The sequence below is a fragment of the Salinicola sp. MH3R3-1 genome (assembly GCF_001937155.1).
Taxonomy (GTDB): Bacteria; Pseudomonadota; Gammaproteobacteria; order Pseudomonadales; family Halomonadaceae; genus Salinicola; species Salinicola halophyticus.
Genome location: NZ_MSDP01000006.1, coordinates 1 through 14,079, shown reverse-complemented (window position 1 = coordinate 14,079; position 14,079 = coordinate 1). Strand labels below are relative to the sequence as shown.

The following is a 14,079-nucleotide window of genomic DNA, read 5'->3' as shown; positions in this document are numbered from 1 at the left end:
ATGAACTGAACTCAAATGGTCGGGGCTCTCAGAAAACTTAAGTTGGGTATCAGCCCCTCGCACTCATCAGGAGTAACCTTCATGCCAGTCACACAACACGCCATCCGTACGCTTCGTCAGGCGCTGCTCGGCCTCACCATCGGCTGCCTCGCGACCAGCGCCCTGGCAGCTCAGGACATGCCCAAGAACCTGCGCGGCACCATCACCGAAGTCAGCGACGACGGCTTCACGGTCGAATCGACCACCGACGGCAGCAGCCATCGAGTGACGATCGGCGACAACACCCGGCTCGCCGCCGTCAGCGAGAGTAGCCTCGACGAGATCGAGAAAGGCACATTCATCGGTACGGCCAACATGCCCGGCGAAGATGGGCAACCCGCCAAGGCGCTGGAAATGGTGATCTTCCCGGACTCCATGAAGGGGACCGGAGAGGGCGATTATCCGTGGGACATGCCGCGCGGCGCCACCCAGGGCGGCTCAGGGGGCGAAAAACTCGGCGGTAGCGGTAGTGGTTCGACCATGACCAACGGCACCGTCAGCGCCACCGATGCCAGCGACGCCAAGAGCGGCGATACCGGCGGCAAGATGGGCGGCGCCTCCAGCGGTTCGACCATGACCAACGGCACCGTGGACAACGCCGCCGACGAGGACGGCATGATGACGCTGACCGTCGACTACGGCGATGGCAGCAAGCAGATCCGCGTACCCAGCGACGTGCCCACCGTGAAGGTCAGCAAAGGGTCGAAGGACGATCTCGAGAAAGGCGCCGCGGTATTCGTTGCCGGCGACATCGATCAGGATCCGATTCAGGCCAAGGCAGTGATCGTGGGTCGTGACGGCACCATTCCGCCGATGTAAAGGTCGACCGCTCTAGCATCATCGCCGGCCGGCTCCGTCACGATTGCCGACCGGCGTGCCTCAAACGTCGTCATGCGCCTCGCGCTGGCGGCGTTTTCTGTTGCGTCGATAGCGTCGCATCAGCGCCAGGCAAGCGGCCGTGGCCAGCATGGCAGCGAGCGTCACGCCCTGCCATGGCCTGGCATCGTCGCCCATCACCGTCTCCAGCGTAATGATCAGGATGAACCCCACCGCCTGACTGCCGATCGCGATTCGACGCAGACCGTCTCTCGGCGCTGCCCCCGCCATAATCTCTCCTCGTGACGTGTTTCGACTACCGCGCCCCCATCCGCGACGCCTGCAACGAGTCTACCCCAGAGGTTCGTCCAGCGGCTCGTCGGCGCAGTGTAACGCCCATCCCACAGCACGCTGAACCGTTCAACGCTTAAGGCGGCACGCGGTTTACGCTAGAATGCCTCGCCCATTCGATCCGTTCCCGCAGCGTACACACCACCGAGGCATCATGAGCGAATTCTCTCCCGGCCAGCGATGGATCAGCGACGGCGAAACCGAGCTCGGGCTTGGCACCATTCTCACCGCCGATACGCGCAGCGTCACCGTGCTGTTCAGCGCCAGCCAGGAAACCCGTACCTACAGCGCCCGCCAGTCCCCGCTGACCCGCGTGGTCTTCGGCCCCGGTGATCGTATCGATACCGCCGACGGTGATCAGTTGACCGTCGAGCGAGTCGAGGAGCGCGACGGCTGCGTGATCTATCACGGCCATACCGATGCCGGCGAGCCGGTCTCGCTCAACGAGGCCAAGCTCTCCGACAGCATGCGCTTTCATCAGGCTCAGGATCGCCTGCTGACCGGCCAGGTCGATCGCAACGACTGGTTCGAACTGCGCTATCGCTCGCTGCACCACCATCAGCGCATTGCACGCAGCCCCGCGCTGGGGCTGGCAGGGCCGCGCATCGACCTGATCCCTCACCAGCTCTACATTGCCGACGAAGTCTCCCGACGCCATGCCCCGCGCGTGCTGCTGGCCGACGAGGTCGGCCTGGGCAAGACCATCGAAGCCGGGCTGATCCTGCATCGCCTGCTGCTGACCGGACGTGCCAGCCGAGCGCTGATTCTGGTCCCCGCCAGCCTGACACACCAATGGCTGATCGAGCTGCTGCGCCGCTTCTCGCTGTCGGTCACGCTGCTGGACGAGGCCCAGAGCGAATCTTTCGACGAGGAGAACCCTTTCGAGACGGGCCAGTGCATCCTGGCCAGCCAGCAGTGGCTGTTCGCCAATCCGCAGCGCCAGCGTCAGGCGGAAAGCTGCCAGTGGGACCTGCTGATCGTCGACGAGGCGCATCATCTCGACTGGACGCCGCAGGCGGAAGGCCCCGGCTACGCCTGCATCGAGCGGCTGTCGCGTCGAATCGCGGGGCTGCTGCTGTTGACGGCGACCCCAGAACAGATGGGGCTGGAGAGCCACTTCGCCCGGCTGCGCCTGCTCGACCCCGATCGCTATCACGACCTCGAACGCTTCCGCGAGGAAGAAAATGGCTATACCGCGGTCGCCGAAGCGGTCGAAGCGCTGGAGCGGCTGCCCGGCGAGGATGCCGATCGCCAGCGTCTCGCCGCGCTTATCGACGACAGCGACAGCCTGGCGCTGCTCGACACCCTGCTGGATCCGGAAAGCGACGCCGCGCAGCGCGATAGCGTACGCCGCCAGCTGCGCGAACAGCTGCTGGATCGTCACGGCACCGGCCGGGTCATGTTCCGCAACAGCCGGCGCCATGTCGGCGGCTTTCCCGAACGTCATCTGCATACCACCACGCTGGCGATGCCGGCGGCCTATCGCGACCAGTTCGCGGAGCTGCGCGAAGGAAACGACCACTTCGCCGCTCGGCTGACCGCCGCCGAACTGAGCACCCACGACGCCCGACTCTATCCCGAGGCGGCCTACCGTGCCCTGCACGATGCCGCTATCCAGCATGACACGCCGTGGTGGCGATTCGACCCGCGCGTCGACTGGCTGATCGGCCAGCTCGAGACTCTCGGCAGCCAGCAGAAAACGCTGGTGATCGCCCACTGGCGTCAGACCGCCGTGGATCTGGCCGAGGCGCTACGCGTGCGTGCCGGCCTCCAGGCTCCGGTCTTCCATGAAGAGATGAGTCTGGTCGAACGGGATCGCGCCGCCGCCGCGTTCGCCGACGACGACGGCGGTTGCCAGGTACTGATCTGCTCCGAGATCGGCTCCGAGGGGCGCAACTTCCAGTTCTGCCACCATCTGGTGATGTTCGATCTGCCGTGGCACCCCGATCTGCTCGAACAGCGTATCGGACGCCTCGACCGGATCGGTCAGCTGCATCCGATCGATATTCACGTGCCGGTGATCGAGAAGAGTCCCGGCGCGACGCTGCTGCGTTGGTATCACAAAGGTCTTGCGGCATTCGAGGCGCCGCACGCGGCAGGGGGTGACGTGCTGGCGGCCTTCGGCGACGCCCTGCGGGAGAGCCTGGACGACGATGGTGCCACGGCAAACGGCAGCCTCGACACGCTCATCAGCGAGACTCGCACCTTCAACGATGCCCGTCTGGCCGAACGCGAAGCGGGCCGAAATCGCCTGCTGGAGTGGAACGCCTGCCGCCCCGAGCGGGCCGACGCGGTGATCAGCGCAATCGTGGAGCAGGACAACGACAGCGCCCTGCCCCGCTACGTCGATCAGGCGCTGGATGTGTTCGGGGTCGATAGCCGCGAGCTGGGCAACGGCCAGATCCACCTGTCGCCCGGCGCACACATGATCGACAGCCTGCCGGGGCTGGCCCAGGGTGACGAAGGGTACACCGTGACCTACTCGCGCACCCGAGCCCTGGCCCGGGACGATATCCAGCGCCTGTCGTGGGAGCATCCGCTGATCACCACGGTGATGGAACGGGTGCTGGACTCGAGCCTGGGCAACACGGCACTCGCCCTGCTCAAGCACCCGAGCATCCCCGGCGGCCGCCTGATGCTGGAGCTGATTTTCCGGACCCACTGCCCGGCGCCGAAACGCCTGCAGCTGGGTCGCTTCCTGCCGGATACCGGGGTGCGGGTGCTGCTCGACGAGAGCGGGGCCAATCTGTCCGACAAGGTCACCTTCAGCGGCCTGTCACGCAACCTTCAGCGGGTCAAGAAAGGCGTTTCGCGGGAGCTGCTCAAGTCCCGCCACGATCAGCTGCGGGAGCTGCTCAAGCAGGGCGAGCAGGAAGCCCAGCGCGAGCTGCCGACGCTGATCGAGCGCGCCCAGCAGCAGATGCGCGAGACGCTCGATCTCGAACACTCCCGGCTCAAGGCGCTGGCCCGCCACAATGGCGCGATTCGCGATGACGAGCTGCAGGCGCTGAGCGATGAGCGCCATGCTCTGGACATCGCCATCGAAGGCGCCGCGCTGCGACTCGATGCGGTACGGGTGATCGTGACCGTCGACAAGGACGCCCGCTAGAGAGACGGCGGGCGTCAGCGCGAGACGATCGCCGCCAGCGCCGCGTCCAACGTGGGATAGCGAAAGGTAAAGCCGGCTTGCTGTAACCGCTCGGGGCGCATGCAGGCCCCGGTCAACAGCAGGCGGGACATCTCCCCCAGACCGAGCTTCAGCAGCGGTGCGGGCACACGAAACGGCGTCGGACGATGCAGATGGCGGCCCATCGCCTGCGTGAATTCGGCGTTGGTCACGGGCTGCGGCGCCGACCCATTGAACGCGCCGCTCAGGCTCTCTTCCTCGAGCAGGAATTCGATCGCGCCGACCAGATCCTCGCGGTGAATCCACGGCATGTACTGATGTCCATCTCCCAGGCGGCCGCCCACCCCCAGCTTGAACGCCGGCATCATCTTGGCCAGGGTGCCACCACCCGCGTCCAGCACCAGTCCGGTTCGCAGGCAGGCGACGCGCACGCCGAACGCCTCGGCCTTGAGCGCTTCCCGCTCCCAGGCCTGACACAGCCGGTGGGCGAACTCGTCGTGGGGCGGCGTCTGCTCGGTGACATCGTGATCCCCCTGATCGCCGTAATAGCCCATGGCCGAACCGGAGACCAGTACGCGTGGCGCCTGATCGCGCTGCGCCAGCTGTTCGCACAACGCGACCACGTCTCGGGTTGCATGACGGCGTGACTCGACCAGCCGGGTCTTCTGGGGATCGCTCCAGCGCCGGTCGGCGATCGGTTCGCCAGCCAGATTGACGATGGCCTCCGGCAACGCGTCGGCGAAGTCCGTGGCGTCGTCACCGATGCGGACGTTGTGAGGCAGCTTCTGGGCTGCCCGCTCCGGATCCCGGGAGACCACCATCACCTCGTGGCCCGCGACCAACGCGCGCTCGACCAGCCGCCGCCCCACGAATCCCGTACCGCCCGTGATCAATAGACGCATGATCGATACCCTCCGTTATACTCGTGTTGTACAATTTATCTCTGCAACGGCCTATCGCAGCATAGTCGCCGGTCGAACCTTTCGCGGCCCAGGCTCTCCACGTCCTGGGCGCGCCCTCGGTCATGGCAGGTCCGGTTACCTCTGCAGGAAGCAGCATGCCACGATCCTGCTGGCCAGTAACGCCCGCGAGCGGCCCACGGCATCACCCGAATCGAGGTACCTCCGCGGCTCTTCGCGGCTGGTCGACATCGCCGAACCTGACCCACAGCATGAACGACCGTGACCGGCACGGGATATAAAAATTGTACAGATTGCTTGAACCGTACAATATATTGCCCCATTCTGAACTCATCGAGACAGTCGTCATCGTCTCGTCACGACTCGTCGAAGTCATTGTTTCGGGATCGAGTGCTATCGACTCGGTCGCCCTTGAGCCCATGACTTGAGTCCCTGGATCATACGCTGCGATGCGCAAGCAACGCCGATAGGACTTCGGGACAGGCTCGGGCAATCGATCGCCGCCAGCCACTGCTGACAATTTCGAAACTCATGACAATGACTCGCAGCAATGATATGACCATCCCATTCGACGAGACGGCGCACGCAGAGACCTCGCAGGAGGACTTGCATGACTAACACGGCTATGGATTCCAGTGCCGCGCCGCTCTACCCGATTCGTGAAGTATCGCGACTCACTGGCGTCAATTCCGTCACACTTCGTGCCTGGGAGCGCCGCTACGGCCTCATCCGGCCCCAGCGCACGCCCAAGGGTCACCGCCTCTATGGCCGCGACGACATCGAACGTGTCGAGCGCATTCTGCAATGGCTCAATCGCGGCGTACCGGTCAGTCAGGTCCGCGAACTGATCGAACAGCCGGAAGCGGTCGAGACGCCCGCCCCGCAGATGGGGGACTGGGCCAGTCAACGCCAGCATCTGATCCAGGCGGTCGAGTCGCTCGACACCGGCCGCTTGGAAGTCCTGTTCAATCAGAGTCTGTCGCTCTACCCGGTCAGCCTGTGCATTGCGGAACTGTGGCAACCCGTTGTCTCGCAGCTCGAGGAGCGTTGGGGCGATCAGTTCGGCGCCACGCTGCAACGGCGAGTGCTGGAGTCATTTCTGCGCACCCGGATCGGCACGCGGGTCTATCACACCAATCAGGTCAGCAACGCCGGCGAGATCCTGGTTGCCCGGCTCCCCGACGACAGCAGCGGCTTCTGGGCCATGCTGATGGGTCTGGCGGCCTCGGCGGCGGGCTATCGGGTTCAACTGATCGATGGCGACATGCCGTTGAGCGAGTTGCCACTGGCTACCGAACGCCTGGGAATCAAGGCGCTGCTGCTTGCCAGTAGCCATGCCGAGCGCAGCGACGTGATCCGTCGACAGCTTCCGCGACTGGCGGAGCAGAGCGAAGTGCCGGTCTGTCTGGTGGGGCCCGTGGCTCGCATCCGCGCCACCGATTTCGAGAACACCCCGGTCGCCATCCTGGGCGAGGACATGGGCCAGGCTCTGAGCCGAATGCGTTCGGTTATCGACGCGGCGGCCAATCCCGTTGCCCCCATGAGGTGATGGCGCCGACCCCGAGGCCTCGCAGCACGGGTTTTCCCGGCGCGAGTCGAGAATGAGGGTCGCGACTAGCCGCGGAACGGGCACACCGACTTTGACGCAGGGACGCGTCGTTTACTCATCGGCAACAGGGACGTTTCCATGGCAGCCAAGCACCCGGCGTCATCCACTCAACTCGTGTGGTTTCGCAACGACCTCAGGACGCTCGATCACTCCGCGCTGAGCGCGGCGGCCGAAAAAGGACCGGTGATCGGCATTTTCCTTGCCTGTCGAAGCCAGTGGCGTGGTCATGGTCACGGCGCCAACAAGATCTCGTTTCTGCATCGCGGCGTCGTGGCGCTACAGGGGGAGTTGGCCGAGCTCGGCATTCCGCTGCTCTACCGTGACATCGGCGACTTCGAGGCCGCGCCGAAGGCGCTGCTGAAAGCGGCCCGCGATGTCGACGCGCAGGCGCTGCACTTCAACCGCGAATATCCGCTGGACGAACGCTCTCGCGACGAAAAGGTCGCGGCGGAGTTCGCCCGAGCGAACCTCGCAGTGTTCGACTATACCGATCACATCGCATTCGAGCCCGGCGAGCTGCTCACCGGACAGGACGACTACTACAAGGTTTTCACGCCCTTTGCCAAAGCCTGGCACCAGCGCGTCGGCGGCGAACAGCTGGCGCTGCGTGAAACGCCTTCCCGTCAGACCAGGCCGGACATCTCCGGCGACAATATTCCTGACCTACCTAATCAGGATCGCTCCGAGATCGTTCCGACCGAGCCCTCTCGAAACACCGGGTCCTCTCGAAAAACCGAGTCTTCATCGGACGACGGTCCAAGCTGGCCGGTTGGCCAGGAGGCCGCCGCCGATCGGCTGGCGCGATTTCTGCAGCAGCGGGCGCGTCGATACGATAACGACCGCGACTTCCCCGCCCTCGCCGGTACCAGCGAACTGTCGGCCTATCTCTCGGCCGGCATGATCTCGTATCGCCAGTGCCTGCAAGCGGTCATGGCGAACAACGGCGGTCATCTCGGCGATGGCGATGCAGGGCTCACGAGCTGGACCAACGAGCTGGTATGGCGCGAGTTCTATCAGCATATCGCCGTGGGCTTTCCCCGCGTCTGTCGTTACCGGCCGTTCAAACCCGAGACCGACAAGTTGAGCTGGCGCTACAGCGACAAGGAGTTCGACGCCTGGTGCCAAGGCCGCACCGGTTTTCCGCTGGTCGACGCCGCCATGCGCCAGCTGGTCGCCACCGGCTGGATGCACAACCGGCTGCGCATGGTCACCGCCATGTTCCTGAGCAAGCACCTGCTGCTCGACTGGCGTCGTGGCGAGGCCTTTTTCATGCAGCATCTGGTCGACGGAGACTTCGCCTCGAACAACGGCGGCTGGCAGTGGGCGGCGTCGACCGGTACCGACGCAGCCCCCTATTTCCGGATCTTCAACCCGACCACCCAGTCCCGCCGCTTCGATCCGGACGCCGAATTCATCACTCGCTGGCTGCCGGAACTGGCCGAACTCCCGGTCAAGTCCCGACATCAGCCCAGCCCGGATCAGCGCCGACAGACCGGCTATCCCCAGGCGATCGTCGATCATCGCCGTGCCAGGGAGCGTGCCCTGGAGGCATTCAAGAGCCTGGGCTGACCTGCCCCGCGCCTGCTGACCGCACTGGCCGTGCCGCGAGCGCCTGGTCGCGGTGCCACGCCTGGCTGCGGCGCCTGCCTGGGGTTCCATCCTTAATCCTTGCCCATGACCCGGGAGGCTACCGCGATGACAGCCGAAGTTCCCAGCATCGATTCGGTCACGCATTTCTGTGCCCGGTTTCAGCCGTTGACGACGAGCGAACTGCCGGCACTGGCCGAGTGCTACAGCGACGACGTGGACTTCACCGACCCTCTACACCATCACGTCGGCCGCGATCGCGTCATGAGCTACTACGCCGAACTGATGGATGGCGTACAGCACTGCCATTTCGATTTTCATGACCGTCAGACGGTCGGCAATACCAGCTTTCTGACCTGGACCATGCACCTGACGCATCCAAGGTTGGATGGCGGCCGTACCGTCAACGTGGCCGGGTGTTCCCGGCTGCAGTGGCGAGGTCATCGTGTCTGCCGTCACCGTGACTACTTCGATGTCGGCGCCATGCTGTATGAACGGGTACCGCTGTTGGGCTGGATGATCCGGGGCGTCAAGAAGCGCCTGTAGTCGTCCCTTTCGACCATCGAGACCGGCCGTCGGCAGCGTCGTCGCGTTTTCCAAGGGAAGAGGATCAATCATGGCGAGTCTATCGGGATCGCGGCGTATCTGGCTGACGGGAGCGACATCGGGTATCGGCGAAGCACTGGCCAAGCGTCTGCTGGCCGACGGACACCAGGTCGCCCTGACGGCGCGCCGAGAGGAGGCCTTGCAGGCGCTGGCGGCCGGTCATGACAATGCGCTGGTCGTACCGGCCGATCTTACCGATCGCGATGCCACCCGCCGCGCCGGCAACGCCATCGACAACGCTTTCGGCGGTCTCGATATCGCGCTGCTCAACGCCGGCACCTGCGAGTACCTGGATATCGATCACTTCGATGTCGATCTGGTCGAGCGGGTGTTTTCGACCAACTTCCGGGGTACGCTCCACGCCATCGAGGCGGCACTGCCCCTGCTGCGCCAGTCCAGGGACCGAGAGCATCGCCCGCTGCTGGCGGGGGTCTCGAGCGCAGCCGCCTACCTGCCGTTGCCGCGAGCGGAGGCGTACGGAGCCTCCAAGGCCGCCATCTCGCATTTCCTGGAATCGCTGCGGCTCGATCTCGCCGCCGAGTCGATCGATGTCAGCGTGATCCATCCGGGCTTCGTCAAGACCCCGCTGACGGCGCGCAACGATTTCGCGATGCCGATGCAGATCGACGCCGATCAAGCCGCCAACTACATCATCGATGGCCTCGAGCGGCGCCGACTCGACATCCATTTCCCGCGCCGGTTTACCTTTCTGGTCAAGGCGCTGGGCATTCTGCCGCCAGCCCTGCGCCGGCGCCTCGGACTGCGCATCGCCAACCGGGATCGCGCCGGAGCCTCGTCATGACACCGCCGGCTCAGCGAATCGCGGTGATCGGCGGCGGCATCGCCGGGATGACCGCAGCGCACATGCTGTCTCGTCGACACACGGTGTCCCTGTTCGAGGCCGACTCACGCCTGGGTGGTCATACGGCAACCATCGATGTCGACACCGGAACCGAGCAGCTCGCGATCGACACCGGCTTCATCGTCTACAACGATCGTACCTATCCGCACTTTGAGGCGCTGATGGCGTCGCTGGGGATAACGGGCCAGGCGACCGAGATGAGCTTTTCGGTTCACGAGACCGGCCGCGACTTCGAGTACAACGGCCATACGCTAGCCAGTCTGTTTGCCCAGCGTAGCAACCTGTTGCGCCCGCGCTTCTATCGCCTGCTCAACGACATCATGCGTTTCAACCGCCGCGCCATCCGCGATCATCGATCCGATGCCCTGCCGGCCTCACTGTCGCTGGGCGATTACCTGGCCAGCGGCGGCTACGGCGAGGATTTCCATCGTCGCTATCTGCTACCCATGGGCGGGGCGATCTGGTCCGCCAGCGAAGCCGTCATGAACGATTTCCCGGCGCGGTTCTTCGTCCGCTTCTTTCATCACCATGGCCTGCTGTCGCTGAGCGATCGTCCGCAATGGCGCACCATCGAGGGCGGCTCCCGCAGCTATATCGACCCGCTAGTCGCGCCCTACCGTGAGCGCGTTCATCTCGGCACGCCGGTCGTCGGCCTTCGCCGTGATGGCGCTGGTGTGGCACTCACAACGGCTGCCGGGGAACAGCGGTTCAATCAGGTGGTGTTCGCCTGCCACAGCGACCAAGCCCTGCGCATCCTCGGAACGCAGGCCAGCGAGGCCGAGCGAAGCGTGCTGGGGTCGATCGGCTATCGGCGCAACAGCGTGGTACTGCATACCGACACTCGCATGCTGCCGAGAAGACGGCGCGCCTGGGCCAGCTGGAACTATCGTCTTGACGGCCGCGACGCCGACGCCTGCGTACCGGTTACCTACAACATGAACATTCTCCAGCAGCTTGAAAGCGACACCACCTTCTGCGTGACGCTCAACGATGACGACAGCATCGACCCCGGCCGCGTGCTGGGACGATTCGAATACGCGCATCCCCAGTTCACCTTTGCCGCGCAGCAGGCGCAGGCTCGCCACGGTGAAATATCCGACAGCGCCCGGCGCACCCACTTCTGCGGCGCCTACTGGCGCAATGGCTTTCATGAAGACGGCGTGTGGAGCGCGCTGCGCGTGGCCGATGCCATCGACGGCAGCCAGCCGCAGGCGACGGCGGCTAACCCATCGGAGACGGCCGAGCGCCAGGACGAGACGGCATGAGCGATTCCTGCCTCCATAGCCGGCTCGCCGTGGGCCACCTGCGTCATCGCCGCTATCTGCCGCGCTGGCACGCCTTCGACTATCGCGTGTGGATGCTGTGGCTGGATCTCGATGAGCTGCCGGCGCTGCTGGCTCGGACGCCGGGCTTCGGCACCCGCCGCGGCGCCCTGGCCCGCTACCGCCGCGAGGACTATCTGACGCCCCATGAGCTGCCGCTGGCCGACGCCGTGCGTGCGCGCCTGACGGAAGAGCTGGGCAGCGCGCCGGACGGCCCGGTTCGGATGCTGAGCCAGATCCGGCTGTTCGGGATACTGTTCAACCCGTTGACGCTCTATTACGCCTACGATCGACAGGACAGGCTGCAGGCCGTGCTGGCCGAAGTCACCAATACGCCATGGCGCGAGCGTCAGGTCTATGCCTGCCGGGTCGATCCCGAACGGCACTCCCAACGGGCAGCCTTCGACAAGCGTCTGCATGTGTCGCCGTTCAATCCGATGGAGATGCGCTATCACTGGCGATTCAATACGCCGCGTTTCCACACGCCGGACGGTCAGTTGATGATGCACATGGAGACGTGGCACGAGGACGCACGCCACTTCGATGCCACGCTGACCCTGACGCTCAAGCCGGCGACTCGCGCCGCGCTGATGGCAGAGCTGATCAAGCATCCCGCCATGACGCTCAAGACCATCGTCACCATTCACTGGCAAGCGCTCAGACTCTGGCTCAAGCGCACCCCGATTCACGACCACCCAGAACGGGAGACGCCCTCATCATGACAGCCGCCCGCTCTTCGGCCACTCGAGGGCCCCTGGAATCGCCACGCCTGTCGCGCTGGCTTCGCCCCCGCCTGATCAAGGCACTCGACGCCCTGGAAGGCGGCCGCCTGACACTGCGCGAGGGAAACCAGGTCCTCGAGCTGGGCCAGCCGATGCCCGATGCGCCGCCGATTCATGTCGAACTCACCGTCCATGATGCCGACATGTGGCGCCGCCTGGCCTTCGGCGGCACCGTGGGCGTTGCCGAGGCCTACATGGATGGTGCCTGGGAAGTCGACGATCTGGTCGGGCTGATTCGTCTCTTCGCGCGCAACGTCGAACGGGTCAACGACCGCATGGAAAACGGCACCGCCCGGCTCAGCCGCTGGGGGCTGGCCGCCCTCTACACGCTACAGCGCAACACCGCGCAGCGTTCGAAACGCCACATCGCCGCGCACTATGATCTGGGCAACGAGCTGTTCGCCACGTTTCTGGATCGCCGACACTGGATGTATTCGAGCGCGGTGTTTCCCCACGCCGAGGCCACGCTGGAAGAAGCCTCGACGCACAAGCTCGACATCATTCTCGACAAGCTCGCGCTGGAACCGCATCACCATTTGCTGGAGATCGGTACCGGCTGGGGAGGACTGGCGATTCATGCCGCGAGGACTCGAGGTTGCCGCGTGACCACCACGACCATCTCGGAAGAGCAGTACGCCTACACCGCGGCCCGTGTGCGCGAAGCCGGGCTCGAGGATCGCATCACGCTACTCAGGGACGATTACCGCAATCTCGAAGGTCGTTTCGATCGGCTGGTGTCGATCGAGATGGTCGAGGCGGTTGGCCATCAGTATCTGGGCACCTATCTGGGCTGCGTCGATCGGCTACTGACGCCCGATGGCCTGGCACTGCTTCAGTGCATCACCATTCGCGATCAGCGCTTCGAAGCGGCCAAACGCGAGATGGATTTCATCAAACGCTACATCTTCCCCGGCGGCTTTCTGCCTTCCCATACCGCGCTGCTCGCCGGGCTGAGTCGACATACCCAGCTCAATCTGCTCGATCTCGACGAAATCGGTCTGCACTATGCGCGCACGCTGCGCGAATGGCGTCTGCGTTTCGAAGCCAGTCTCGATCAAGTGCGAGAGCTTGGCTACGATGAACGCTTCATTCGTATGTGGCGCTACTATCTCTGCTACTGCGAGGGCGCCTTTCTGGAACGCGCGATCGGCACCTGCCATCTGTTGCTGGCCAAGCCCGGCGCTCGCCCCGCGCCACTGATCGGCAGCGTGTGATCGCGGCTCACGCGCGAGATCGCTTTTGGTTGCGATTGCGCGGTCAGGAGTGGGAGTAGACGCTCTCCACCGCCTGTCGCAGCCGTATCTCCACTTCACCGGCCGGCTCCGGCCGGGCATAAAGGTAGCCCTGTACGTGGCGACACCCTCTCGCCAGCAGGAAGTCGCGTTGCTCGATGGTCTCTACGCCTTCGGCGATGACATCCAGATGCAGACCCTGCGCCATCGCCAGTACCGCGGAAGTGATCGCCGCATCGGCGGGGTCGTGCGGCAGGGCACGGATGAATTCCCGATCGAGCTTGAGCTTGTCGATCGGCAGACGCTTGAGATAGGCCATCGACGAGTAACCGGTACCGAAATCGTCGATCGCGATCTGCAGCCCCCTGCTCCGCAGGGATTCCAGTCGCGGAGAGATATCGCCGGCGCGCTCGTCGAGCAGCACCGATTCGGTCAACTCCAGACCCAGCAGCCGCGTCGGCACCCGGTACTGATTCAGTGTCGAGATCAGGTGGGATTCCAGGTCGCCCTGAATCAGCTGCAGCGCCGAGAGATTGACCCAGATGGGTAGCACGTCGAGCCCCTGGCCTCGCCAGGCTGCCAACTGCGCCACGGCCTGGTCGATGACCCAGCTCCCCAGCGCCGACATCAATCCATGGCGTTCCGCCAACGGGATGAATTCGCTGGGCGGAATCATGCCATGCTCGGGATGATGCCAGCGCAGCAGGGCTTCCATACCCACCATGCCGCCGTCATCGAGACGATGCTGGGTCTGATAATAGACTTCCAACTGCGAGCCCTGAGCCAGAGCCTGGCGTAGATCGTTGAGAATGATCAGTTGGCGGTC

The 14,079-nt window shown here is 64.6% G+C and carries 12 protein-coding genes; 9 read left to right on the top strand and 3 right to left on the bottom strand.

Annotated elements, in window-relative coordinates; all coding sequences use genetic code 11:
- The first annotated feature begins 81 nt into the window (after nt 1–81).
- A complete protein-coding gene (locus BTW08_RS04525; RefSeq protein WP_075561343.1) occupies nt 82–858 on the top strand; it encodes a hypothetical protein in 777 nt (258 codons plus the stop codon).
- A 60-nt stretch (nt 859–918) separates the two neighbouring features.
- Here the strand turns inward: BTW08_RS04525 and BTW08_RS04520 are convergent, their stop codons facing one another.
- Nucleotides 919–1,146 (bottom strand): hypothetical protein, encoded by a 228-nt coding sequence (locus BTW08_RS04520; RefSeq protein WP_075561342.1) that lies wholly within the window; start codon nt 1,144–1,146, stop codon nt 919–921.
- A 214-nt stretch (nt 1,147–1,360) separates the two neighbouring features.
- Between BTW08_RS04520 and rapA the strand changes: the two genes are divergently transcribed.
- A complete protein-coding gene (gene rapA / locus BTW08_RS04515; RefSeq protein WP_075561341.1) occupies nt 1,361–4,315 on the top strand; it encodes an RNA polymerase-associated protein RapA in 2,955 nt (984 codons plus the stop codon).
- Nucleotides 4,316–4,329: 14 nt separating this feature from the next.
- Here the strand turns inward: rapA and BTW08_RS04510 are convergent, their stop codons facing one another.
- Nucleotides 4,330–5,235 carry a TIGR01777 family oxidoreductase gene (locus BTW08_RS04510; RefSeq protein WP_075561340.1) on the bottom strand — a complete coding sequence of 302 codons (906 nt, stop codon included), beginning with the start codon at nt 5,233–5,235 and terminating at the stop codon, nt 4,330–4,332.
- A gap of 628 nt (nt 5,236–5,863) precedes the next feature.
- Between BTW08_RS04510 and BTW08_RS04505 the strand changes: the two genes are divergently transcribed.
- The 7 genes from BTW08_RS04505 to BTW08_RS04475 all read left to right on the top strand — a co-directional run bounded on the left by BTW08_RS04505 (nt 5,864) and on the right by BTW08_RS04475 (nt 13,235).
- Nucleotides 5,864–6,802: a MerR family transcriptional regulator gene (locus tag BTW08_RS04505; RefSeq protein WP_075561339.1), complete on the top strand. Its 939-nt coding sequence runs from the start codon at nt 5,864–5,866 to the stop codon at nt 6,800–6,802.
- A gap of 138 nt (nt 6,803–6,940) precedes the next feature.
- Nucleotides 6,941–8,431: a deoxyribodipyrimidine photo-lyase gene (gene phrB / locus BTW08_RS04500; RefSeq protein ID WP_075561338.1), complete on the top strand. Its 1,491-nt coding sequence runs from the start codon at nt 6,941–6,943 to the stop codon at nt 8,429–8,431.
- A 126-nt stretch (nt 8,432–8,557) separates the two neighbouring features.
- Complete coding sequence (locus tag BTW08_RS04495; protein ID WP_075561337.1) at nt 8,558–8,995, top strand: nuclear transport factor 2 family protein; 438 nt, start codon at nt 8,558–8,560, stop codon at nt 8,993–8,995.
- Between the two features lie 70 nt (nt 8,996–9,065).
- A complete protein-coding gene (locus BTW08_RS04490) occupies nt 9,066–9,857 on the top strand; it encodes an SDR family NAD(P)-dependent oxidoreductase (protein ID WP_075561336.1) in 792 nt (263 codons plus the stop codon).
- A complete protein-coding gene (locus BTW08_RS04485) occupies nt 9,854–11,182 on the top strand; it encodes an FAD-dependent oxidoreductase (protein ID WP_075561335.1) in 1,329 nt (442 codons plus the stop codon). The genes BTW08_RS04490 and BTW08_RS04485 overlap by 4 nt, the downstream gene beginning before the upstream one ends.
- Nucleotides 11,179–11,961 carry a DUF1365 domain-containing protein gene (locus BTW08_RS04480; RefSeq protein ID WP_075561334.1) on the top strand — a complete coding sequence of 261 codons (783 nt, stop codon included), beginning with the start codon at nt 11,179–11,181 and terminating at the stop codon, nt 11,959–11,961. Before BTW08_RS04485 ends, BTW08_RS04480 begins: the two co-directional genes overlap by 4 nt.
- Complete coding sequence (locus BTW08_RS04475; RefSeq protein WP_075561333.1) at nt 11,958–13,235, top strand: cyclopropane-fatty-acyl-phospholipid synthase family protein; 1,278 nt, start codon at nt 11,958–11,960, stop codon at nt 13,233–13,235. The genes BTW08_RS04480 and BTW08_RS04475 overlap by 4 nt, the downstream gene beginning before the upstream one ends.
- Before the next feature lie 43 nt (nt 13,236–13,278).
- Here BTW08_RS04475 and BTW08_RS04470 read toward each other — a convergent pair.
- Nucleotides 13,279–14,079, bottom strand: an 801-nt coding sequence (locus BTW08_RS04470) for an EAL domain-containing protein (protein ID WP_139313574.1), incomplete at its 5' end; no start/stop codon positions are given.

Bases quoted from the DNA above. Each gene is read 5' to 3' on its own strand.
- BTW08_RS04485 (WP_075561335.1), top strand. From the start codon at position 9,854: ATGACACCGCCGGCTCAGCGAATCGCGGTGATCGGCGGCGGCATCGCC.
- BTW08_RS04525 (WP_075561343.1), top strand. From the start codon at position 82: ATGCCAGTCACACAACACGCCATCCGTACGCTTCGTCAGGCGCTGCTC.
- BTW08_RS04475 (WP_075561333.1), top strand. From the start codon at position 11,958: ATGACAGCCGCCCGCTCTTCGGCCACTCGAGGGCCCCTGGAATCGCCA.
- BTW08_RS04495 (WP_075561337.1), top strand. From the start codon at position 8,558: ATGACAGCCGAAGTTCCCAGCATCGATTCGGTCACGCATTTCTGTGCC.
- BTW08_RS04505 (WP_075561339.1), top strand. From the start codon at position 5,864: ATGACTAACACGGCTATGGATTCCAGTGCCGCGCCGCTCTACCCGATT.
- BTW08_RS04520 (WP_075561342.1), bottom strand. From the start codon at position 1,146: ATGGCGGGGGCAGCGCCGAGAGACGGTCTGCGTCGAATCGCGATCGGC.
- BTW08_RS04480 (WP_075561334.1), top strand. From the start codon at position 11,179: ATGAGCGATTCCTGCCTCCATAGCCGGCTCGCCGTGGGCCACCTGCGT.
- BTW08_RS04490 (WP_075561336.1), top strand. From the start codon at position 9,066: ATGGCGAGTCTATCGGGATCGCGGCGTATCTGGCTGACGGGAGCGACA.
- rapA (WP_075561341.1), top strand. From the start codon at position 1,361: ATGAGCGAATTCTCTCCCGGCCAGCGATGGATCAGCGACGGCGAAACC.
- BTW08_RS04510 (WP_075561340.1), bottom strand. From the start codon at position 5,235: ATGCGTCTATTGATCACGGGCGGTACGGGATTCGTGGGGCGGCGGCTG.
- phrB (WP_075561338.1), top strand. From the start codon at position 6,941: ATGGCAGCCAAGCACCCGGCGTCATCCACTCAACTCGTGTGGTTTCGC.